The sequence below is a fragment of the Bacillus cereus group sp. BfR-BA-01408 genome (assembly GCF_022663305.1).
GTDB lineage: Bacteria > Bacillota > Bacilli > Bacillales > Bacillaceae_G > Bacillus_A > Bacillus_A pacificus.
Map to the genome: position 1 here is coordinate 14,018 of NZ_JAKUFF010000021.1, position 23,194 is coordinate 37,211.

Consider the following 23,194-nt stretch of genomic DNA (forward strand, 5'->3'; position numbering starts at 1 on the left):
TGAGCATGTAGGGAAGACAATACTTCCCACTTACTCACTGCTTGATAAACCCTTTGTAATGGCGTTTTACCAGTTGGCTTTCTAGTTGCTTCATTGTTTCTAAAGCAACGCCGACAACGATTAACATACTCGTTCCACCGATCTGTGCAGATGGAGGAAGATTTCCCAGCTTCGTAAAGATAACTGGTAAGATTGCAATCGCTGCTAGGAAAATTGATCCTACAAAGGTCAAACGATACAAGATTTTTGTTAGATATTGTTCTGTATTCTTACCCGGACGAATACCTGGAACATATCCACCTTGTTTGTTTAGATTCTCTGACATTTGCTCTGGATTAACCTGAACAAACGCATAGAAATATGTGAAGGCTACAATGAGCGCAACATATATGATCATTCCCACTGGGTGAGAATAGTTAAAGTTTGCAATAATCCACTGCGATACATCATGTTTCGGGAAGAACTGTGCAATAGTCGGAGGCGTAATTAAGAATGAAACAGCAAAAATTACTGGAATAACACCAGCACTATTTACCTTAAGCGGTAAATGTGTGTTTTGTGCTCCAGCATAACCACCATTTCCTCCTGTTACACGCTTCGCATATTGAATTGGGATCTTTCTAACAGCCTGTTGAATGAAAATAACACCCACAATAACTGCTAACACAGCTAGTAAGATCAATGCAACTTTAACGATACTCATGAACAATTGATCTCCGATATTTTGAAACTGTTGCTGATACACTTGAGATATAACACTTGGGATCGCTGCGGCAATACCACCAAAGATTAGGATGGAAATACCATTACCTACACCTTTAGCTGTAATCTGTTCACCTAACCACATTAAAAATGCAGTACCAGCAGTCAGTACCGTAGCAATGTATAAATAAGTGCTCCAACCAGGATTCAAAATTAATTGTCCACCTACCATACCGTTAAAACCGATTGACATACCAAACCCCTGAATAAACGCAAGAACAATTGTAAAATAACGCGTGAATTGCGTTAATTTACGACGGCCCATTTCACCTTGTTTCGCCCATTCCGAAAATTTAGGAACAACATCCATCTGCAATAATTGCACGATGATGGATGCTGTAATATACGGCATGATTCCCATCGCAAAGATGGAGAAGTTTTTCAAGGCTCCACCGCCAAATGTATTTAGAATACCTAAAGCATTTAATTGATCTTGTGCCTTCAGTACGTCTCCATTTGTAAATGGCACGGGGATAAACGTGCCAATCCTGAATACGATTAACATCGCTAAAGTGAATAATATTTTACGTCTTATCTCAGCAACGCGCATAAAGTTGGAGATTGTACGAAACATTAGATCACCTCAACTGATCCGCCAGCTGCTTCAATTGCTTCTTTAGCACTTGAAGAGAACTTGTGCGCTTTAACAGTTAGTTTTTTCTCTACTGCGCCGCTTGCAAGAATTTTAACACCGTCGTTTAATTTGCTGATAACGCCAGTTTCCAGCAATAATTCAGGTGTTACTTCTGTACCATCTTCAAAACGATTTAACGTTGATAAGTTTACAATAGCAAACTCTTTACGGTTAATGTTTGTGAAGCCGCGTTTTGGTAAACGACGGAATAATGGAGTTTGACCACCTTCGAAGCCAAGACGAACACCGCCGCCAGAACGTGCGTTTTGTCCTTTATGACCTTTACCAGCAGTTTTACCGTTACCAGAACCGATACCACGACCGACACGGTTACGTACTTTACGAGAACCTTCTGCAGGTTTTAATTCATGAAGTTTCATTCCCAGGCACCTCCTTATATTAATGAGTTATCCTTAAGCTTCTTTTACAGTTACAAGGTGAGAAACTTTGTTGATCATACCAAGAATAGCAGGAGTTTCTTCCTTAACTACAGTTGAATTCAACTTTTTAAGACCTAAAGCTTCTACCGTCGCACGTTGATCTTGTGGACGACCAATTACACTACGAGTGAGGGTAATTTCTAACTTTTTCGCCATTTGTTTTCCCTCCTTAACCTAGTAGCTCTTCTACAGATTTACCGCGTAATTTTGCAACATCTTCAGCGCGCTTAAGTTCGCTTAATCCGTTCACAGTAGCGCGAATCATGTTGATTGGTGTGTTAGAACCAAGAGATTTCGAAAGAATATCTTGTACACCTGCTAATTCAAGGACCGCACGAACAGGTCCACCAGCAATAACACCAGTACCCTCAGCAGCAGGCTTTAAGAATACTTCACCAGCTCCAAAATGACCGTTGATTGTGTGTGGAATTGTTGTACCAACTAATGGTACAGCGATTAAGTTTTTCTTAGCGTCTTCGATAGCTTTGCGGATTGCGTCTGGTACCTCTTGTGCTTTACCAGTACCGAATCCAACATGACCGTTTTTATCGCCAACTACAACTAGTGCAGCAAAGCGGAAACGACGACCACCCTTAACAACTTTCGCGACACGATTTATCGTAACTACACGTTCTTCAAGTTCTAATTTACTTGGGTCAATGCGATGCATCAATTTTCCCTCCTTTGACCATTAAAATTGTAATCCAGCCTCACGAGCAGCTTCAGCTAGAGCTTTAACACGGCCATGGTATAAGTAACCACCGCGATCAAATACTACTTCTTTAACGCCTTTCTCTACAGCACGCTTAGCAACTGATTCTCCAACTTTCGTAGCAGCTTCAATATTGCTAGTACCGTTAAGAGCAAGGTCTTTATCAAGAGTAGATGCACTTACTAACGTTACACCATTTACATCATCAATAACTTGAGCGTAAATATGTTGGTTAGAACGGAACACGTTTAAACGTGGACGTTCTGCAGTACCAGTAAGTTTAGCACGTACACGCGCATGTCTTTTCTTACGAGTCGCATTTTTATCAGCTTTAGTGATCATTCTTGTCACTCCTTTCTCTCACCTAACGGGTTTACTTAGCAGTTTTACCTTCTTTACGACGAACAACTTCGCCTTCGTAACGAATACCTTTACCTTTGTAAGGCTCAGGAGCACGTACAGCACGGATGTTAGCAGCGAATTCGCCAACACGTTGCTTGTCGATACCTTTGATTACGATCTTAGTTGGTGCAGGTACTTCAACTTCAAGACCTGCTTCCGGAGTCATTTCTACTGGATGAGAATAACCTACGCTTAATACAAGTTTATCACCTTGTTTTTGAGCACGGTAACCAACACCGACTAATTCAAGTCCGCGTGCGAAACCTTCAGTTACACCTTCAACCATGTTTCCGATTAAAGCACGAGTTGTACCGTGTAATGCACGGTGTTCCTTCTGTTCAGATGGACGCTCAACTGTTAATGTATTCTCTTCAATTTTGATAAGCATATCAGCATTGAAAGTACGAGTTAATTCACCTTTAGGGCCTTTTACTGTTACAGTATTGTCTTCTGCAACTGTAATAGTAACACCTGCAGGGATTTCAAGAATCTTTTTACCAATACGAGACATGTGGTCACACCTCCGTTCGTTTTAAATATATATTACCAAACGTATGCTACTACTTCTCCACCAGTTTGTAATTGACGAGCGTCTTTGTCTGTCATTACTCCCTTAGATGTAGAAACAAGAGCGATACCTAATCCGTTAAGTACACGTGGTACTTCGTCAGCTTTAGCGTAAACGCGTAAGCCAGGTTTACTGATACGTTTTAATCCAGTGATTACACGTTCGTTGTTTGCACCATATTTCAGGAAAATACGAAGGATACCTTGTTTGTTATCCTCGATGTATTCTACATCACGAATGAAACCTTCACGTTTTAAAAGTTCAGCGATCTCTTTTTTGATTTTAGAAGCAGGAACCTCTAATTTCTCATGACGTACCATGTTCGCATTACGGATGCGAGTAAGCATGTCTGCAATTGGATCTGTCATCACCATGTGTTTTACCTCCTTCCCATTTGTGGGTTTTACCAACTAGCTTTTTTAACACCAGGAATTTGACCTTTATATGCAAGTTCACGGAAACAAATACGGCAAAGTTTAAATTTGCGGTATACAGAATGCGGACGACCGCAGCGTTCGCAACGTGTATACTCTTGTACTTTAAACTTAGGAGTACGCTTTTGTTTCGCAATCATAGATTTTTTAGCCACGTTTTCGCCTCCTCTACTTAGCGTTGGCTTCCATTATTTTTGGAATGGCATACCGAATTGTGTTAAAAGTTCACGAGCTTCTTCATCAGTGTTCGCTGTAGTAACGATTACGATGTCCATACCGCGGACTTTGCTTACTTTATCATAATCAATCTCAGGGAAAATAAGTTGCTCTTTAACACCTAATGTATAGTTTCCACGACCATCGAATGATTTCTTAGAAACACCACGGAAATCACGTACACGTGGTAAAGAAACTGATACTAATTTATCGAAGAACTCATACATTTGCTCGCCGCGTAAAGTTACTTTCGCACCGATTGGCATACCTTCACGAAGACGGAAACCAGCGATTGATTTTTTAGCACGAGTTACAACAGGTTTTTGACCTGCGATTTGTGTTAATTCTTCTACTGCGTTGTCTAAAGCTTTTGAGTTAGATACCGCGTCACCAACACCAGTGTTGATTACGATCTTTTCGATTTTTGGTACCTGCATTACAGATTTATAGTTAAACTTGCTCATTAGAGCAGGAGTAATTTCCTTTTGGAACTTCTCTTTAAGGCGATTCAATGAAGTGACCTCCTTTCTTAAGAAAATTATTTATCTAATAATTCACCAGATTTTTTTGCAATACGAACTTTTTTACCATCTTCTACCTTGAAGCCTACGCGAGTAGGTTCACCTGTTTTCGGATCTAAAATCATAACGTTAGAAACGTGAATAGGTGCCTCTTTAGTAATAATTCCACCTTGTGGATTTAATTGAGATGGCTTAGAGTGCTTCTTAACGATGTTAACACCCTCAACGATAACACGGTTTTGCTTTGGGAAAGCCACAAGGATAACGCCTTGTTTTCCTTTGTCTTTACCAGTGATTACCTGTACTTTATCACCTTTTTTTACATGCATCTTAATTCTGCACCTCCTTAGCAAGGCAATACCTTAAATTATAGAACTTCTGGAGCTAAAGAAACGATCTTCATGAAGTTGCTATCACGTAATTCACGAGCTACTGGTCCGAAGATACGAGTACCACGTGGGCTCTTATCGTCTTTAATGATAACCGCTGCGTTTTCATCAAATTTGATGTAAGAACCATCCGGACGACGAGCACCGCTCTTCGTACGTACTACTACTGCTTTAACAACGTCACCTTTTTTAACAACGCCACCTGGTGTTGCTTGTTTTACCGTAGCAACGATAATGTCACCAATGTTAGCATATTTACGACCAGAGCCGCCTAATACTTTAATTGTTAAAAGTTCACGTGCACCAGAGTTGTCAGCAACTTTCAAACGAGATTCTTGTTGGATCATGTTATGAAACCTCCCTTCGGACTAAAAATTCCGATTCGTCTATTTAGATAATAACCGCTTCTTCAACGATTTCAACTAAACGGAAACGCTTAGTAGCAGAAAGCGGGCGAGTTTCCATGATTTTTACGATATCGCCAAGTTTCGCTTGGTTTTGCTCATCATGGGCTTTGTACTTCTTAGAATACTTAACACGTTTTCCGTACAAGGAATGAGTTTTGTAAGTTTCAACTAAAACTGTAATCGTTTTGTCCATTTTGTCAGACACTACACGACCAGTATAAACTTTGCGTTGGTTACGTTCGCTCACTATGCAAACCTCCCCTCAATTTATCGATTAATTCCGATCTCTCTTTCACGAACTACAGTTTTCATACGAGCAATTGCCTTACGCACTTCACGAATGCGAGTTGGATTCTCTAATTGTCCTGTAGCAAGTTGGAAGCGAAGATTAAACAACTCTTCCTTTAAAGCTTTAACTTTTGTTTCGATTTCGGCAGTGGTTAATTCACGAATATCATTAGTTTTCATTAGATTCACCACCATTTTCTTCACGTTTTACGAATTTACATTTCACAGGTAACTTGTGAGCTGCAAGACGTAATGCTTCGCGTGCTACCTCTTCAGATACACCCGCGATTTCGAACATAATTTTCCCAGGTTTTACTACTGCTACCCAGCCTTCTGGTGCCCCTTTACCGGAACCCATACGTACTTCTAGAGGTTTTGCAGTGTAAGGTTTAGAAGGGAAAATTTTAATCCATACTTTACCGCCACGTTTCATGTAACGAGTCATTGCACGACGAGCAGCTTCGATTTGACGGTTTGTAATCCATGAAGCAGCTTGTGCTTGTAAACCGAATTCACCGAAAGCTACTTCAGTTCCACCTTTAGCACGACCACGCATTTTACCACGATGCTCTCTACGATATTTTACGCGTTTTGGCATTAACATATTATTTTCCTCCTTCCTCAGAAGCTTTCTTTTTTGTAGGAAGGACTTCTCCACGGTAGATCCATACTTTTACGCCTAATTTACCGTATGTTGTATCAGCTTCAACTGCTGCATAGTCAATATCAGCGCGAAGTGTATGAAGTGGAACAGTTCCTTCACTGTAAGATTCTGCACGAGCGATATCAGCTCCGCCAAGACGACCAGAAACCTGTGTTTTAATACCTTTAGCACCTGCACGCATAGCACGTTGAATAACTTGCTTTTGTGCACGACGGAATGATACACGGTTTTCTAATTGACGAGCGATGTTTTCGCCTACTAATTTAGCGTTAAGATCAGCTCTCTTAACTTCTAAAATGTTGATGTGTACACGCTTGCCTGTTAATTGGTTAAGAGCTTTACGAAGTGCTTCAACTTCAGTACCACCTTTACCAATTACCATACCAGGTTTTGCAGTGTGAATTGTAACATTTACACGATTTGCTGCACGTTCGATTTCTACTTTAGCAACAGCAGAATCTTTTAAGCGTACATTAATGTACTCACGGATTTTGATGTCTTCATGTAATAATGTAGCGTAATCTTTCTCAGCGAACCAACGAGATTCCCAGTCACGGATAACGCCGACACGAAGACCAATTGGATTAACCTTTTGACCCATCGATTATCCCTCCTTCTTTTCTGATACCACAACTGTGATGTGGCTTGTGCGTTTGTTAATTTGGCTTGCACGACCCATTGCACGTGGACGGAAACGTTTTAACGTTGGACCTTCGTCAACGAAAACTTTCTCAACAACTAGGTTGTTAATGTCCATTTCATAATTGTGCTCTGCATTTGCGATTGCAGATTTTAAAACTTTTTCTACAACTGGAGAAGCAGTTTTTGGTGTGTGGTTAAGGATAGCAATCGCTTCACCCACTTGCTTACCTCGGATTAAGTCTACAACTAAACGAACTTTACGAGGAGCAATACGAACTGTTCTCGCTACTGCTTTAGCTTGCATTGAAGTGCCTCCTCTCATTATCTTCTAGTTTTCTTATCGTCAGCATCATGACCTTTATACGTACGAGTTGGTGCGAATTCACCTAACTTGTGGCCTACCATGTCTTCAGTAACATATACAGGTACATGTTTACGACCGTCATATACAGCGATTGTGTGACCGATGAACTGAGGGAAGATCGTTGAACGACGAGACCAAGTTTTAACAACTTGCTTTTGCTCAGTTTCATTTAGCTTTGCAATTTTACTCATTAAATGATCATCGACAAATGGTCCTTTTTTCAAGCTACGAGCCATTTTGGTGCCTCCCTTCGTGATTGCCGTACGGTTCTTAAAGTGAACCGTACTACAATCCCATTATTTTTTACGACGACGAACGATGAATTTGTCAGACGCTTTGTTTTTCTTACGAGTTTTGAATCCAAGAGTTGGTTTACCCCATGGAGACATTGGAGACTTACGTCCGATTGGTGAACGTCCTTCACCACCACCGTGTGGGTGATCAACTGGGTTCATTACAGAACCACGAACAGTTGGGCGCTTACCTAACCAGCGAGAGCGACCAGCTTTACCGATCTTGATAAGTTCGTGTGACTCGTTACCAACTTGACCTACAGTTGCACGACAAGCAGATAATACAAGACGCACTTCACCAGAAGTTAAACGTACAAGAACGTATTTACCTTCTTTACCAAGTACTTGTGCAGATGTACCAGCAGAACGAACTAATTGTCCACCACGACCTGGTTTAAGCTCGATGTTATGAACAACAGTACCTACTGGAATGTTGATTAATGGTAATGCGTTACCGATTTTAATGTCAGCTTCAGCGCCAGACATAATTTCCATACCTACTTCTAAGTTCTTAGGAGCAAGAATGTAACGTTTTTCACCGTCAACGTAGTTAATTAATGCGATATTCGCAGAGCGGTTTGGATCGTATTCGATCGTAGCAACGCGTCCTGGAATTCCATCTTTGTTACGTTTGAAGTCGATGATACGGTATTGACGCTTATGTCCGCCACCTTGATGACGTACAGTGATTTTACCTTGGTTATTACGACCAGCCTTTTTGCTTAAAGGAGCAAGTAAAGACTTTTCGGGTCTGTCAGTCGTGATTTCAGCGAAATCATTCGTAGTCATGTTACGACGACCGTTAGTAGTTGGATTATACTTTTTAATTCCCATCTCAATTTCCCTCCTTCTTTAGTAAGAATTAAACGCCTTGGAAGATTTCGATTTCTTTGCTGTCAGCAGTTAGCTTAACGATTGCTTTACGACGACGGCTAGTAAAACCAGCGTGACGACCAACGCGTTTTGCTTTCGGCTTGTAGTTCATGATGTTCACTTTTTCTACTTTAACACCAAAGATCGCTTCTAGAGCATCTTTAACTTCTGTTTTATTAGATTTAACGTCCACATCGAACGTGTATTTTTTTTCAGCCATCATTTCCATAGAACGTTCAGTGATAACTGGGCGCTTAATGATATCACGAGGATCTCTCATTATGCAAGCACCTCCTCTACTTTTTCCACTGCCGCTTTTGTCATGATTAGCTTATCATGATGAAGCACGTCTAAAACGTTTACGCCATCAGCAGTGATTACTGTTACTCCAGGGATATTGCGAGCAGATAACTCTACAGATTCGTTTGCATCAGCAGTTACGATAAGAGCTTTCTTCTCAACAGTTAATCCTTTAAGTACTGCTAGCATATCTTTTGTTTTTGGTGCATTTAACACTAGGTCTTCAAGAACTACAATGTTGTTCTCAACTACTTTAGTAGCTAATGCAGATTTGATTGCTAAACGACGAACTTTCTTAGGAAGTTTGTACGCATAGCTTCTTGGTGTAGGTCCGAATACCGTACCACCACCACGCCATTGAGGAGAGCGGATAGACCCTTGACGAGCACGTCCAGTTCCTTTTTGACGCCATGGTTTACGACCACCACCGCGAACTTCAGAGCGAGTTTTTACTTTGTGTGTACCTTGACGTAAAGATGCACGTTGCATCATTACAGCTTCGAAAAGTACAGCTTCATTTGGTTCGATACCGAAAATAGCTTCAGCTAATTCGATTTCACCAACCTGTGAACCAGTTTGGTTATATACAGTAACTTTTGGCATTGGAATTCCTCCTTCCTATTGTGAATTATTTGCTAACCTTCACAGCGCCTTGAACAACTACAAGAGATTTCTTAGCACCTGGAACGTTACCTTTTACTAGTAATAAGTTGCGCTCAGTGTCAACTTGAACGATTTCTAAGTTTTGGATAGTAACTTGGTCTCCACCCATACGTCCAGCAAGTTTTTTGCCTTTGAATACACGGTTCGGAGCAACTGGGCCCATTGAACCTGGACGACGGTGATAGCGAGAACCATGAGACATAGGTCCGCGAGATTGTCCGTGGCGTTTGATAACACCTTGGAAACCTTTACCTTTAGAAATTCCTGTTACATCAACGATTTCACCTGTAGCGAATACGTCAACTTTTACCTCTTGACCAACCTCTAATCCGTCCACGTCTGCATCGCGGATTTCGCGAATGAAGCGCTTAGGAGTTGTAGATGCTTTAGCAGTGTGGCCTTGTTCAGGTTTGTTAGTTAACTTTTCACGCTTATCTTCAAATCCTAACTGAATTGCGTTGTAGCCATCAGTTTCAGTTGTTTTCTTTTGAAGAACAACGTTTGGATTAGCAGCGATAACTGTTACTGGGATTAACTCACCGTTCTCAGCAAATACTTGAGTCATACCGATCTTTCTTCCTAAGATTCCTTTGGTCATGAGTTACACCTCCTACATTTTTAAGTTATATAAATTATAGTTTGATTTCGATATCTACACCAGATGGTAAGTCTAAACGCATTAATGAATCTACTGTTTGTGGAGTAGGGCTCACGATGTCGATTAGACGTTTGTGCGTGCGCATTTCGAATTGCTCACGAGAATCTTTGTACTTATGAACAGCACGAAGAATTGTGTAAACAGTTTTTTCAGTTGGTAATGGGATCGGACCAGAAACTGTTGCCCCAGAACGCTTAGCTGTTTCTACAATTTTCTCAGCTGACTGATCAAGAATACGGTGATCGTAAGCTTTTAAACGGATACGAATTTTTTCTTTTGCCATTATTTTCCCTCCTTCGTTCGCCTATTTCTAAAATAGACCTTCTCCATGGAAATTTCCTCACACCATGCCATGGCAAAGCGGCCGGGTGTGTCAGCAACCTTCCACTTCATCGCAGTCAAAGACCAACATTGTCTATTATACAATGTTATTCGTCTAGATGCAAGCATCTTTTTGTTTGCATCTGCTTTTCTCTACTTTTGCTATTATACATGGCACTTTAAAGAATTTCAAGTTTTCATCTAGCAGAATTCATTTTACAGTTTCTGGATTTCAGTTTTGATGATTTTACATTACTATAGAAGAAACTCGTCAAAATATGAAACAATCATTTTGTTCATTATATAAATGCAAACAAAAACCCCAAGGGAAAATCCCTCGGGGTTTTTTATATCAGTTAAGATTACTCAACGATAGTAGCAACTACGCCGTAACCTACTGTACGTCCACCTTCACGAATAGAGAATTTAGTTCCCTCTTCGATAGCGATTGGAGCGATAAGTTCGATAGTCATTTCTACGTTGTCACCAGGCATTACCATTTCAGTACCTTCTGGTAATTGGATGATACCAGTTACGTCAGTTGTACGGAAGTAGAACTGTGGACGGTAGTTAGCGAAGAATGGAGTGTGACGTCCACCTTCTTCTTTAGATAATACGAAAACTTCAGCTTTGAATTTAGCGTGAGCTTTTACAGAACCGCTTTTTGCAAGTACTTGTCCACGTTGGATGTCTTCACGAGCAACCCCACGAAGTAAAGCACCGATGTTGTCACCAGCTTGAGCTTGGTCAAGAAGTTTACGGAACATTTCTACACCAGTTACAGTTGTAGAAGCATTTTCTTCAGCAAGACCGATGATTTCTACAACGTCACCAACTTTAACGATACCGCGCTCAACACGACCAGTAGCAACTGTACCACGACCTGTGATAGAGAATACATCCTCTACAGGCATTAAGAATGGTTTGTCAGTTTCACGTTCTGGAGTTGGGATGTAAGCATCAACTTCAGCCATTAATTCAATGATTTTTGCTTCCCAATCAGCTTCTCCTTGAAGAGCTTTAAGAGCAGAACCTTTGATTACAGGAATGTCGTCGCCTGGGAATCCGTATTCAGATAATAGGTCGCGAACTTCCATTTCTACTAATTCTAATAATTCTTCGTCGTCTACCATGTCGCATTTGTTTAAGAATACAACGATGTAAGGTACACCTACTTGACGAGAAAGAAGGATGTGCTCACGAGTTTGAGGCATTGGGCCATCAGCAGCAGATACTACTAAGATACCGCCGTCCATTTGAGCAGCACCAGTGATCATGTTTTTAACATAGTCAGCGTGACCTGGGCAGTCAACGTGTGCATAGTGACGAGTTTCAGTTTCGTACTCAACGTGTGCAGTTGAGATTGTGATACCGCGCTCTCTTTCTTCTGGAGCAGCATCGATTTGATCGTATCCGCGTGCTTCAGCACCACCAGCTTTTGCAAGAACTGTAGTGATCGCAGCAGTTAATGTAGTTTTACCATGGTCAACGTGGCCGATTGTACCGATGTTAACATGGGGTTTAGAACGTTCGAATTTAGCTTTAGCCATTCTAAATTCCTCCTTAGTTTATATAGGTTATTTTATATTTAGTCTAGAAAGCGAAACTTGCGTCCCACTTTCTAAGCTTACATAAGTAGTTATACTTGAACAATCGATAAAAATCAATTATTCACCTTTATTTTTTTTGATAATTTCTTCAGAAACAGACTTTGGTACTTCTTCATAGTGGTCAAACACCATAGAGAATGTTCCGCGTCCTTGAGTGTTAGAACGTAATGACGTTGCATAACCGAACATTTCAGAAAGTGGAACCATAGCGCGAACAACTTGAGCGTTACCGCGAGCTTCCATACCTTCTACACGTCCACGACGAGATGTTACGTCACCCATAATGTCACCCATGTACTCTTCAGGAATTACAACTTCAACTTTCATCATTGGCTCAAGGATTACTGGGTTACATTTAGAAACCGCAGCTTTAAGTGCCATAGATGCAGCGATTTTGAACGCCATCTCAGATGAATCGACATCATGGTAAGATCCGTCAACTAATGCAGCTTTAATGTCTACTACTGGATATCCAGCAAGTACACCATTTTTAAGTGCATCTTCAAGACCTGCGCCTACAGCTGGGATGTATTCACGTGGAACAACACCACCGACGATCTTGTTTTCGAATTCGAATCCTTTACCTTCTTCGTTAGGTTCAAACTCAATCCAAACGTGTCCGAATTGTCCACGTCCACCAGATTGACGAGCGAACTTACCTTCAACTTTCGCAGCAGAGCGGAAAGTCTCACGGTATGCTACCTGAGGAGCACCAACGTTTGCTTCAACTTTGAACTCACGGCGCATACGGTCAACGATGATATCAAGGTGAAGTTCACCCATACCAGCGATGATTGTTTGGCCAGTTTCTTGGTCAGTGTGAGCGCGGAATGTTGGATCTTCTTCAGAAAGCTTAGCTAATGCTGTACCCATTTTATCTTGGTCAGCTTTAGATTTTGGTTCGATAGCTACAGAGATAACTGGCTCTGGGAATTCCATAGACTCAAGGATAACAAGGCTCTTCTCGTCACAAAGAGTATCACCAGTAGTAGTATCTTTTAAACCTACAGCAGCAGCGATGTCACCAGCGTAAACTGTTGAGATCTCTTCACGGCTGTTAGCGTGCATTTGTAGGATACGACCTACACGCTCACGCTTACCTTTAGTTGAGTTTTTCACGTATGATCCAGAGTTTAACACACCAGAGTACACACGGAAGAACGTTAACTTACCAACATAAGGGTCAGTCATGATTTTGAATGCTAATGCTGAGAAAGGCTCTTCATCGCTAGACTTACGTTCTACTTCTTCATCTGTATCAGGAACGATACCTTTAATAGCAGGTACGTCTAATGGAGATGGTAGGTAGTCGATAACTGCGTCTAACAGAATTTGAACACCTTTGTTTTTGAATGCAGAACCACAGATTACTGGGAAGAATTCTACAGAAGTTGTAGCCTTACGGATACCAGCTTTAAGCTCTTCTACAGTGATTTCTTCACCTTCTAGGTACTTCATCATCATTTCTTCATCTAGCTCAGCTACCGCTTCGATAAGTTTTCCACGGTATTCTTCAGCTAGTTCTTTGTGCTCTTCAGGAATCTCAACACGTTGAATGTCTGTTCCTAAATCGTTACCGTACATGTAAGCACATTCTTCAACAAGGTCAATGATACCATTGAACTCATCTTCAGCACCGATTGGTAACTGAATTGGATGTGCGTTTGCTTGTAAACGATCGTGGATTGTTCCTACAGAGTATAAGAAGTCCGCACCAATCTTATCCATTTTGTTAACGAATACGATACGAGGTACGCCATAAGTAGTAGCCTGACGCCAAACAGTTTCTGTTTGTGGTTCAACACCAGATTGTGCATCAAGTACTGCTACCGCGCCATCAAGTACGCGTAAAGAACGTTCTACTTCTACTGTGAAGTCTACGTGACCTGGAGTGTCAATGATGTTTACACGGTGACCTTTCCATTGTGCTGTAGTTGCAGCAGAAGTAATTGTGATACCACGCTCTTGCTCTTGCTCCATCCAGTCCATCTGAGATGCACCTTCGTGAGTTTCACCGATTTTATGAATACGTCCTGTGTAGTACAGAATACGCTCAGTAGCTGTTGTTTTACCAGCATCGATGTGAGCCATGATACCAATATTACGAGTGTTTTCTAAAGAGAACTCTCTTCCCATTTGGTGTCTTGCTCCTTCCATATATGGATTGGATTTTTTATTTTAAGTAGCAAAAAAGCCACTTTATATTGTTACATATGTCAGTATGTCCAGTACTCTCATTATGTAAAACGAGCGCCATTGAAAGGGAGAGGCATTCTCCCTCTCCACACTTCCATAAGCGACAAATAAAGCGGTCTATGCTTACATTTATTTTACGTTGTATCCTACCAACGGTAATGAGCAAATGCTTTGTTAGCTTCTGCCATTTTATGAGTGTCTTCACGTTTCTTAACAGATGCACCAGCGTTGTTAGCTGCATCTAAGATTTCGTTAGCAAGACGCTCTTCCATAGTTTTTTCACCACGAAGACGAGCGTAGTTTACTAACCAACGAAGACCTAAAGTTGTACGGCGTTCTGGACGAACCTCAACTGGAACTTGGTAGTTAGCACCACCAACACGACGAGCGCGTACTTCAAGAACAGGCATAATGTTCTTAAGAGCTTGCTCGAATACTTCCATTGGCTCTTTACCAGTACGTTCGCTTACGATATCGAACGCATTATAAAGAATTGTTTGAGATTTACCTTTTTTACCGTCAACCATCATTTTGTTGATAAGGCGTGTTACTAGCTTTGAATTGTACATTGGATCTGGTAACACGTCACGTTTTGCAACAGGTCCTTTACGAGGCATATTGAGTTCCTCCTTTCATTAAAAAGTTATTATTTCTTAGCCGCTTTTGGCTTTTTAGTACCGTATTTAGAACGGCCTTGCATACGCTTGTCAACACCAGCTGTATCAAGCGCACCACGAACGATGTGGTAACGTACCCCTGGTAAGTCTTTTACACGACCACCGCGAATTAATACTACGCTGTGCTCTTGTAAGTTGTGACCGATACCTGGGATGTATGCTGTTACCTCAATACCATTTGTTAAACGAACACGAGCATATTTACGTAACGCTGAGTTTGGTTTCTTTGGAGTCATTGTACCAACACGAGTACATACACCACGTTTTTGAGGTGCAGAGATATCAGTTGATTTTTTCTTTAAAGAGTTAAAACCTTTGTTTAACGCAGGTGATTTAGATTTCCATACTTTATCAGTACGACCATTTCTCACTAATTGGTTAATAGTAGGCATTTGATTATCCTCCCTTCGCATGTTTGTATGACCACATATCCAGGTGGTTCATTATTAGTTGAAAACAAAGTTTTTGCAAGGGAGAGCAAATGCTCTCTCCTCACAAAAACAGTTTTAACTTATTATTCCTATTGCTGAAGCTCCCACTTGAATCCCCGCAACTTTTCCAAGTTTACGAACTGATTCAACTTTTGTTATGGGTATGTTATGTTGCAATGCAGTACGAATGATAACATGGGTTAACCGCATATCAGCATCTTCTGCAATGACAACTTCTTTAACTATACCATTTTTGATTGCTTCCAATGTGCGTTTATGACCAACGACCACATTTTCAGCATTTGACACTTTTTGATAAGACATATAAATATCCTCCAAAGCATCGTTCAGGAGCAACCTTGCTTATAGTAACATTTTGACTCATACAATGTCAACTAGGATTAACTGTTTTTATACAAAATTTACGACGGAAAATTTTACTGTTCCACATAAACTTCATCGTTTTCTACATTCATGTCATCTTGTGTTGTTTTAACAAGATCCACTTTGCGATAACGATTCATACCTGTTCCAGCAGGAACAAGTTTACCGATAATAACATTTTCTTTCAATCCTAGAAGCTCATCACGTTTACCCTTAATTGCTGCATCAGTTAAGACACGAGTTGTTTCTTGGAACGATGCTGCAGATAAGAATGAATCTGTTTCAAGTGAAGCTTTTGTAATACCAAGTAGAACAGGTCTAGCTGTTGCTGGTTGTTTACCTTGTAGTAACACCTTCGCATTAGCATCAGTAAACTGATGGATATCTAGTAATGTTCCTGGTAATACATCTGTTTCACCTGCATCACTTACACGAACTTTACGTAACATTTGGCGTACCATTACTTCTACGTGTTTGTCACCAATTTCTACCCCTTGCATACGGTATACTTTTTGAACTTCACGTAATAAGTATTCTTGAACTGCCGTAATGTCCGTTACTTTTAGTAATTCTTTCGGATCAATAGAACCTTCTGTTAACTCTTTACCGTGGCTAATTTGCTGTCCTGGAATTACTTTCAGACGAGCACCGTAAGGAATAGCATACGTACGAGTTTCAACTTCACCCTGTACAACTACTTCTTGACGATCTTTAACATCGTTGATCGCTGCGATAACACCGTCGATTTCACTGATAACTGCCTGACCTTTCGGATTACGAGCTTCGAAGATCTCTTGGATACGAGGTAAACCTTGAGTGATATCATCTCCGGCAACCCCACCTGTATGGAACGTACGCATCGTTAACTGTGTACCTGGCTCACCGATAGATTGAGCTGCGATAATACCTACCGCTTCCCCTACCTCTACGTCTGTTCCAGTTGCTAAGTTACGACCGTAACACTTCTTACATACACCGTGGCGAGTGTTACACGTGAACGCTGAACGAATGTTTACAGTTTCAACACCCGAATTTTCAACGATATGAGCGATATCTTCAGTAATTAATTGATTTTCAGCAACTAATACTTCACCTGTTTCAGGATGTTTTACAGTTTTTCTTGCAAAACGTCCAACAAGACGATCATATAATGACTCGATAACTTCATTACCCTCTTTAATCGCACCAATTAATAAACCGCGATCTGTTCCACAATCATCTTCACGAACGATTACATCTTGTGCAACGTCAACAAGACGACGTGTTAAGTAACCAGAATCGGCAGTTTTCAGTGCTGTATCGGCAAGACCTTTACGCGCACCATGCGTAGAGATGAAGTACTCAAGTACTGTTAAACCTTCACGGAAACTTGATTTGATTGGAAGTTCGATGATACGACCAGATGGATTGGCCATCAGACCACGCATACCAGCAAGCTGAGTAAAGTTCGATGCGTTACCACGGGCACCGGAATCACTCATCATGAAGATTGGGTTGCGTTTATTCAAGGATTTCATCAGTTTTCCTTGGATAACATCTTTTGCATTACTCCAAATAGAGATAACGCGATCGTAACGTTCTTCTTCCGTGATTAAACCGCGACGGAATTGTTTAATTACATTATCTACTTTTGCTTGTGCTTCGTGGAGAATTTCATCTTTTTCACCTAATACAAGAATGTCAGATACCCCAACTGTAATACCAGCTTTTGTAGAGTACTTGAATCCTAAGTTTTTCATACGGTCAAGCATGCGAGACGTTTCTGTAATTTTGAAACGTTTAAACACTTCCGCAATGATGTTACCAAGGATTTTCTTGCTGAATGGCGCCACTTCTTCGCGACTAGCAATAATCTCTTTAATGTTCGCACCTTTTTCAACGAAATATTTCGCTGGTGTTTCTTTTTCAAGGTTTGAATTTGTTGGTTCATTAATATAAGGGAACGACTCTGGTAAGATTTCGTTAAATATTAATTTACCAACTGTTGTTAATAGAAGCATACTCTTTTGTTCTTCAGTAAATGTTGCGTTGTTTACTGCGCTTGCAGCTACTGCAACACGTGTATGAAGATGTACATATCCATTTTGGTATGCAAGTAATGCCTCGTTCGCATCTTTGAAGACCATACCTTCACCGATTGCACCTTCACGCTCAAGTGTTAAGTAGTAGTTACCTAATACCATATCCTGAGATGGAGTAACAACTGGTTTACCGTCTTTCGGGTTCAAGATGTTTTGTGCCGCTAACATAAGAAGACGAGCTTCTGCTTGTGCTTCTGATGATAAAGGTACGTGAACGGCCATTTGGTCACCGTCAAAGTCCGCGTTGTATGCAGTACATACAAGTGGGTGAAGACGGATTGCGCGACCTTCTACTAATGTAGGTTCAAACGCCTGAATACCAAGACGGTGAAGTGTTGGTGCGCGGTTTAGAAGTACTGGATGTTCTTTAATCACAGATTCTAAAACGTCCCAAACTTCAGGTTGTACACGCTCGATTTTACGTTTCGCACTCTTAATGTTGTGTGCTAATCCTTTTTCAACTAACTCTTTCATTACGAAAGGTTTGAACAGTTCAAGCGCCATCTCTTTTGGTAATCCACATTGGTACATCTTTAAGTTCGGTCCTACAACGATTACAGAACGACCAGAGTAGTCAACACGTTTACCTAATAAGTTTTGACGGAAGCGTCCTTGTTTACCTTTAAGCATGTGAGATAGTGATTTTAATGGACGGTTACCTGGTCCAGTAACTGGACGGCCACGACGACCATTATCGATTAATGCGTCTACAGCTTCTTGTAACATACGTTTTTCGTTCTGAACGATAATGCTTGGTGCACCTAAGTCCAATAGACGTTTTAAACGGTTGTTACGGTTAATTACACGACGGTATAAGTCGTTTAAGTCAGAAGTAGCAAAACGTCCACCATCTAACTGTACCATTGGGCGTAGTTCTGGTGGGATTACTGGTAGAACATCTAAGATCATCCAAGATGGCTCATTTCCAGAGTTACGGAATGCTTCTAATACTTCTAGACGTTTAATAGCACGAGTACGGCGTTGTCCTTGTGCTGTTTTTAATTCTTCTTTTAAGAAGTCTACTTCTTTATCTAAATCGATGTCTTGTAATAGCTTTTTAATCGCTTCTGCACCCATAGCAGCTTGGAATGTGCTACCATATCGATCACGATATGCACGGTATTCTTTTTCAGAAAGTAATTGCTTCTTATCAAGTGGTGTATCTCCACTTTCTGTTACAACATAAGAAGCGAAATAAATTACTTCTTCAAGCGCGCGAGGGGACATGTCTAAGACAAGTCCCATGCGGCTCGGGATACCTTTGAAATACCAAATATGAGATACAGGAGCAGCTAATTCGATATGACCCATACGTTCACGACGCACTTTCGCACGCGTTACTTCAACGCCACATCGATCACAAACTACACCTTTATAACGTACACGTTTGTATTTTCCGCAATGACATTCCCAGTCCTTTTGTGGTCCGAAAATACGCTCACAGAACAAGCCATCTTTTTCAGGCTTTAACGTACGATAGTTAATTGTTTCTGGTTTCTTAACTTCACCGTATGACCAAGAACGAATCTTGTCAGGTGAAGCAAGTCCAATCTTCATATATTCAAAGTTATTTACATCTATCAAGGGGCCTACCTCCCTTTTAGTCTACAGGTTATCCCAATTATTCCTTAGTTGTCTCAACTTCGACATTCAATTTGTCTGCTGATTGATGATCATCGTCATCTTCCGTATCACGCATTTCAATTTCTGTATCGTCGCTAGACATCATTTTAACGTCCATACCTAAACTTTGCAGCTCTTTAATCAATACTTTGAATGATTCAGGAACGCCTGGTTCTGGAACATTTTCGCCTTTAACAATTGCTTCATACGTCTTAACACGTCCAACAACATCATCAGACTTCACTGTTAAGATTTCTTGAAGAGTATAAGCAGCACCATAAGCTTCAAGTGCCCAAACCTCCATCTCACCGAAACGCTGTCCACCGAACTGAGCTTTACCTCCAAGAGGCTGCTGCGTTACAAGTGAGTATGGTCCAGTAGAACGAGCATGAAGTTTATCGTCAACCATGTGCGCAAGTTTGATCATATACATGACACCAACAGATACACGGTTATCGAATGGTTCACCAGTACGTCCGTCATACAGGATTGTTTTCGCGTCATTTGCCATACCAGCTTCTTCAATTGTGCCCCAAACATCTTCCTCACGAGCACCATCGAATACTGGTGTTGCAATGTGAATGCCAAGGTATCTTGCTGCCATACCAAGATGAAGCTCTAATACCTGACCGATATTCATACGAGATGGTACCCCTAATGGGTTTAACATGATATCGATTGGCGTACCGTCTGGTAAGTAAGGCATATCTTCTTCTGGTAAAATACGAGAGATAACACCTTTGTTACCGTGACGTCCGGCCATCTTGTCACCTTCAGAAATTTTACGTTTTTGAACGATATATGCACGCACAAGTTGATTCACGCCTGGTGGCAATTCGTCGCCATCTTCACGGTTGAATACTTTTACGTCTAAGATAATACCGCCACCACCGTGTGGTACACGTAGTGATGTATCACGTACTTCACGCGCTTTTTCTCCAAAGATAGCATGTAATAGACGTTCTTCAGCTGTTAATTCTGTTACACCTTTAGGTGTTACTTTACCAACAAGTAAATCTCCATCTTTTACTTCCGCACCAACGCGAATGATACCGCGCTCGTCAAGGTTGCGTAATGCATCTTCCCCAACGTTTGGAATGTCACGTGTAATTTCTTCTGGTCCAAGCTTCGTATCACGAGCTTCTGACTCATATTCTTCAATATGAATAGAAGTGTACACATCATCTTTTACAAGGCGCTCACTCATAATGATCGCATCCTCGTAGTTATAACCGTCCCAAGTCATGAAGCCAACAAGCACGTTACGTCCAAGTGCTAGTTCACCTAATTCCATAGAAGGACCATCCGCAAGGATTTCACCTTTTACAACTTCATTTCCAACACTTACGATTGGACGTTGGTTGTAGCAAGTTCCTTGGTTAGAACGAATGAATTTTTGCATTTTGTAGCGATCTAAGTCGCCTTTTATTGTTTGACCGTCAACTTCTACATAGCGACGTACCCAAACTTCACGTGCTTCTACTCGTTCAACAACACCAGGGTGTTTACAGATTACTGCAGCACCTGAGTCTTTTGCTGATACGTACTCCATACCTGTACCTACAATCGGAGATTCCGGATTCATTAACGGAACCGCCTGACGTTGCATGTTCGCTCCCATAAGTGCGCGGTTAGAGTCATCGTTTTCTAAGAACGGAATACAAGCTGTCGCTGCCGACACTACTTGTTTTGGTGATACATCCATGTAGTCGATGCGTTCTTTATTTGTGACAATGTTTTCACCACGGAAACGAGCTACGATATCTTCATCAAGGAATTCTCCTTCTTCAGATAATTTCATATTCGCTTGGGCTACAACATAATTATCTTCTTCATCTGCTGTTAAATAATCAACATGCCCTGTTACAAGACCAGTTTCTGGGTCAACACGACGGTATGGTGTTTCAATGAAACCAAACTCATTTACTTTCGCGAACGAAGATAATGAGTTAATCAAACCGATGTTTGGTCCCTCTGGTGTTTCAATCGGACACATACGACCATAGTGAGAGTAGTGAACGTCACGTACTTCAAAGCCTGCGCGCTCACGCGTTAAACCACCAGGTCCTAATGCAGATAATCTTCGTTTGTGAGTTAACTCTGCTAACGGATTTGTTTGGTCCATGAACTGAGATAACTGAGAACTTCCGAAGAACTCTTTAATAGATGCAATAACAGGACGAATATTAATTAATGCCTGTGGTGTAATTGCATTTGTATCTTGGATCGACATTCTCTCACGAACAACACGTTCCATACGAGAAAGACCGATACGGAATTGATTTTGTAATAGTTCTCCAACAGAACGCAGACGACGGTTTCCTAAGTGGTCGATATCATCTGTATCCCCTACTTTATATAGTAGGTTGAAGAAGTAACTGATAGAAGCAAGGATATCACCTGGTGTGATGTGTTTTACATCGCGAGTAATATTTGCATTACCAATTACGTTAATTACGCGCTCGCCTTCTGACTCAGGAGCATAAATCTTAATAGATTGCAGCTCAACATCGCCTTCTACCACTCCACCCATTGGTTTCGCTGTTTTGAATCCAATGTTTTTCTCTAAGTAAGGTAAAATGCGATCAAGTGTACGACGATCTAAGATTGTTCCTTCTGCCGCTAAAATTTCACCAGTTTCTGGATCCACTAATGTTTCAGCTAAACGTTGATTAAACAATCTGTTTTTAATGTGTAACTTTTTGTTGATCTTGTAGCGACCTACATTTGCTAAATCGTAGCGCTTTGGATCAAAGAAACGAGACACAAGTAAGCTCTTAGCATTTTCTACTGTTGGTGGTTCACCAGGACGTAGGCGCTCATAAATTTCAAGCAATGCTTTTTCTGTGCTATCTGTGTTGTCTTTTTCTAATGTGTTGCTTAAGTATTCGTTATCACCTAAAAGCTCGGTGATTTCTTGATCAGAGCCAAACCCTAATGCGCGTAACAAAACAGTTACAGGAAGTTTACGCGTACGGTCAATACGCACATATACAACATCCTTAGCATCTGTCTCATACTCTAACCAAGCTCCGCGGTTTGGAATTACAGTAGCAGTAAAACCACGTTTTCCGTTTTTATCCACTTTGCCACTATAGTATACGCTTGGAGAGCGAACTAACTGGGAAACGATAACACGTTCTGCACCGTTAATTACGAATGTTCCAGTCTCTGTCATGAGTGGGAAATCTCCCATGAACACATCTTGTTCTTTTACTTCACCAGTTTCCTTGTTGATTAGACGCACTTTTACACGAAGTGGTGCTGCATACGTCACATCACGCTCTTTGCATTCGTCTACAGAGTATTTAGGTTCACCTAAGCTGTAGTCGATAAATTCAAGCGATAGATTTCCCGTAAAGTCTTCAATCGGAGAAATGTCTTGGAACATTTCTCGCAAACCCTCATCAAGAAACCACTGATAAGAAGAGGTTTGAATTTCGATAAGATTTGGTAACTCTAATACTTCACTAATACGGGCATAACTTCTTCGTTGGCGGTGGCGTCCGTATTGAACTAGTTGACCTGTCAACTGCTTCACCCCTCAAATCATGAGTATTATAAATGCACAAAAAAATTTGTGCAAAATCACAAATAAATACAACTACTGCTATTTAGCGTAGTCTTTTTTCTCTTAAAGA

29 protein-coding genes are annotated in these 23,194 nt (G+C 41.0%); all 29 read right to left on the reverse strand.

Annotation, left to right across the window (positions count from 1 at the left end; genetic code table 11):
- Positions 1-34: 34 nt before the first annotated feature.
- Positions 35-1,336, reverse strand: a complete 1,302-nt coding sequence (gene secY / locus MR083_RS11675; protein WP_000490114.1) for a preprotein translocase subunit SecY — start codon at positions 1,334-1,336, stop codon at positions 35-37.
- Complete coding sequence (gene rplO / locus MR083_RS11680) at positions 1,336-1,776, reverse strand: 50S ribosomal protein L15 (protein ID WP_000766080.1); 441 nt, start codon at positions 1,774-1,776, stop codon at positions 1,336-1,338. The genes secY and rplO overlap by 1 nt, the downstream gene beginning before the upstream one ends.
- A gap of 33 nt (positions 1,777-1,809) precedes the next feature.
- On the reverse strand, positions 1,810-1,992 hold the full coding sequence (gene rpmD, locus MR083_RS11685; RefSeq protein WP_001085234.1) for a 50S ribosomal protein L30: 183 nt from the start codon (positions 1,990-1,992) through the stop codon (positions 1,810-1,812).
- 13 nt (positions 1,993-2,005) lie between these two features.
- Complete coding sequence (gene rpsE / locus MR083_RS11690; RefSeq protein WP_000554646.1) at positions 2,006-2,506, reverse strand: 30S ribosomal protein S5; 501 nt, start codon at positions 2,504-2,506, stop codon at positions 2,006-2,008.
- Between the two features lie 21 nt (positions 2,507-2,527).
- Positions 2,528-2,890, reverse strand: coding sequence for a 50S ribosomal protein L18 (rplR, locus tag MR083_RS11695; RefSeq protein ID WP_000628816.1), 363 nt, complete (start codon positions 2,888-2,890; stop codon positions 2,528-2,530).
- Between the two features lie 31 nt (positions 2,891-2,921).
- The gene (rplF, locus tag MR083_RS11700; RefSeq protein WP_000086558.1) at positions 2,922-3,461 is read right to left on the reverse strand and encodes a 50S ribosomal protein L6; all 540 of its coding nucleotides are present in this window, start codon (positions 3,459-3,461) and stop codon (positions 2,922-2,924) included.
- Positions 3,462-3,493: 32 nt separating this feature from the next.
- Entirely contained in the window at positions 3,494-3,892 is a 399-nt protein-coding gene (gene rpsH / locus MR083_RS11705; RefSeq protein ID WP_000245511.1) for a 30S ribosomal protein S8, read from the reverse strand.
- Between the two features lie 29 nt (positions 3,893-3,921).
- A complete protein-coding gene (rpsN, locus tag MR083_RS11710) occupies positions 3,922-4,107 on the reverse strand; it encodes a 30S ribosomal protein S14 (RefSeq protein WP_001085700.1) in 186 nt (61 codons plus the stop codon).
- 33 nt (positions 4,108-4,140) lie between these two features.
- The gene (gene rplE / locus MR083_RS11715) at positions 4,141-4,680 is read right to left on the reverse strand and encodes a 50S ribosomal protein L5 (RefSeq protein ID WP_001080827.1); all 540 of its coding nucleotides are present in this window, start codon (positions 4,678-4,680) and stop codon (positions 4,141-4,143) included.
- 26 nt (positions 4,681-4,706) lie between these two features.
- Positions 4,707-5,018, reverse strand: coding sequence for a 50S ribosomal protein L24 (gene rplX / locus MR083_RS11720; protein ID WP_000558200.1), 312 nt, complete (start codon positions 5,016-5,018; stop codon positions 4,707-4,709).
- Between the two features lie 38 nt (positions 5,019-5,056).
- Complete coding sequence (rplN, locus tag MR083_RS11725) at positions 5,057-5,425, reverse strand: 50S ribosomal protein L14 (RefSeq protein WP_000615912.1); 369 nt, start codon at positions 5,423-5,425, stop codon at positions 5,057-5,059.
- A 43-nt stretch (positions 5,426-5,468) separates the two neighbouring features.
- A complete protein-coding gene (gene rpsQ, locus MR083_RS11730; protein WP_000004106.1) occupies positions 5,469-5,732 on the reverse strand; it encodes a 30S ribosomal protein S17 in 264 nt (87 codons plus the stop codon).
- Positions 5,733-5,752: 20 nt separating this feature from the next.
- Positions 5,753-5,953, reverse strand: a complete 201-nt coding sequence (rpmC, locus tag MR083_RS11735) for a 50S ribosomal protein L29 (protein WP_000855718.1) — start codon at positions 5,951-5,953, stop codon at positions 5,753-5,755.
- Positions 5,943-6,377 carry a 50S ribosomal protein L16 gene (rplP, locus tag MR083_RS11740; RefSeq protein ID WP_000928971.1) on the reverse strand — a complete coding sequence of 145 codons (435 nt, stop codon included), beginning with the start codon at positions 6,375-6,377 and terminating at the stop codon, positions 5,943-5,945. Before rplP ends, rpmC begins: the two co-directional genes overlap by 11 nt.
- A gap of 1 nt (position 6,378) precedes the next feature.
- Entirely contained in the window at positions 6,379-7,038 is a 660-nt protein-coding gene (gene rpsC, locus MR083_RS11745; protein ID WP_000529956.1) for a 30S ribosomal protein S3, read from the reverse strand.
- A gap of 3 nt (positions 7,039-7,041) precedes the next feature.
- Positions 7,042-7,383, reverse strand: coding sequence for a 50S ribosomal protein L22 (gene rplV / locus MR083_RS11750; protein ID WP_001148024.1), 342 nt, complete (start codon positions 7,381-7,383; stop codon positions 7,042-7,044).
- A gap of 17 nt (positions 7,384-7,400) precedes the next feature.
- Positions 7,401-7,679 carry a 30S ribosomal protein S19 gene (rpsS, locus tag MR083_RS11755; RefSeq protein ID WP_000124453.1) on the reverse strand — a complete coding sequence of 93 codons (279 nt, stop codon included), beginning with the start codon at positions 7,677-7,679 and terminating at the stop codon, positions 7,401-7,403.
- A 60-nt stretch (positions 7,680-7,739) separates the two neighbouring features.
- Entirely contained in the window at positions 7,740-8,570 is an 831-nt protein-coding gene (gene rplB / locus MR083_RS11760) for a 50S ribosomal protein L2 (protein WP_000511580.1), read from the reverse strand.
- 28 nt (positions 8,571-8,598) lie between these two features.
- Entirely contained in the window at positions 8,599-8,889 is a 291-nt protein-coding gene (rplW, locus tag MR083_RS11765) for a 50S ribosomal protein L23 (RefSeq protein WP_001205558.1), read from the reverse strand.
- Positions 8,889-9,512, reverse strand: coding sequence for a 50S ribosomal protein L4 (gene rplD, locus MR083_RS11770; protein ID WP_001127258.1), 624 nt, complete (start codon positions 9,510-9,512; stop codon positions 8,889-8,891). The genes rplW and rplD overlap by 1 nt, the downstream gene beginning before the upstream one ends.
- Positions 9,513-9,537: 25 nt before the next feature.
- A complete protein-coding gene (gene rplC / locus MR083_RS11775; protein ID WP_000160207.1) occupies positions 9,538-10,170 on the reverse strand; it encodes a 50S ribosomal protein L3 in 633 nt (210 codons plus the stop codon).
- 34 nt (positions 10,171-10,204) lie between these two features.
- A complete protein-coding gene (gene rpsJ, locus MR083_RS11780; protein WP_001040596.1) occupies positions 10,205-10,513 on the reverse strand; it encodes a 30S ribosomal protein S10 in 309 nt (102 codons plus the stop codon).
- A gap of 400 nt (positions 10,514-10,913) precedes the next feature.
- Complete coding sequence (tuf, locus tag MR083_RS11785) at positions 10,914-12,101, reverse strand: elongation factor Tu (RefSeq protein WP_001029615.1); 1,188 nt, start codon at positions 12,099-12,101, stop codon at positions 10,914-10,916.
- A 117-nt stretch (positions 12,102-12,218) separates the two neighbouring features.
- Positions 12,219-14,297 (reverse strand): elongation factor G, encoded by a 2,079-nt coding sequence (gene fusA / locus MR083_RS11790; RefSeq protein ID WP_000532231.1) that lies wholly within the window; start codon positions 14,295-14,297, stop codon positions 12,219-12,221.
- 206 nt (positions 14,298-14,503) lie between these two features.
- Positions 14,504-14,974 (reverse strand): 30S ribosomal protein S7, encoded by a 471-nt coding sequence (rpsG, locus tag MR083_RS11795; RefSeq protein WP_001137493.1) that lies wholly within the window; start codon positions 14,972-14,974, stop codon positions 14,504-14,506.
- A 29-nt stretch (positions 14,975-15,003) separates the two neighbouring features.
- Positions 15,004-15,426 (reverse strand): 30S ribosomal protein S12, encoded by a 423-nt coding sequence (gene rpsL / locus MR083_RS11800; RefSeq protein WP_001142340.1) that lies wholly within the window; start codon positions 15,424-15,426, stop codon positions 15,004-15,006.
- Between the two features lie 114 nt (positions 15,427-15,540).
- Positions 15,541-15,789 (reverse strand): 50S ribosomal protein L7ae-like protein, encoded by a 249-nt coding sequence (locus tag MR083_RS11805; protein ID WP_000121830.1) that lies wholly within the window; start codon positions 15,787-15,789, stop codon positions 15,541-15,543.
- A 113-nt stretch (positions 15,790-15,902) separates the two neighbouring features.
- Complete coding sequence (gene rpoC, locus MR083_RS11810; RefSeq protein ID WP_000567938.1) at positions 15,903-19,514, reverse strand: DNA-directed RNA polymerase subunit beta'; 3,612 nt, start codon at positions 19,512-19,514, stop codon at positions 15,903-15,905.
- 37 nt (positions 19,515-19,551) lie between these two features.
- Positions 19,552-23,085: a DNA-directed RNA polymerase subunit beta gene (gene rpoB / locus MR083_RS11815; protein WP_242269350.1), complete on the reverse strand. Its 3,534-nt coding sequence runs from the start codon at positions 23,083-23,085 to the stop codon at positions 19,552-19,554.
- Positions 23,086-23,194 lie beyond the last annotated feature (109 nt).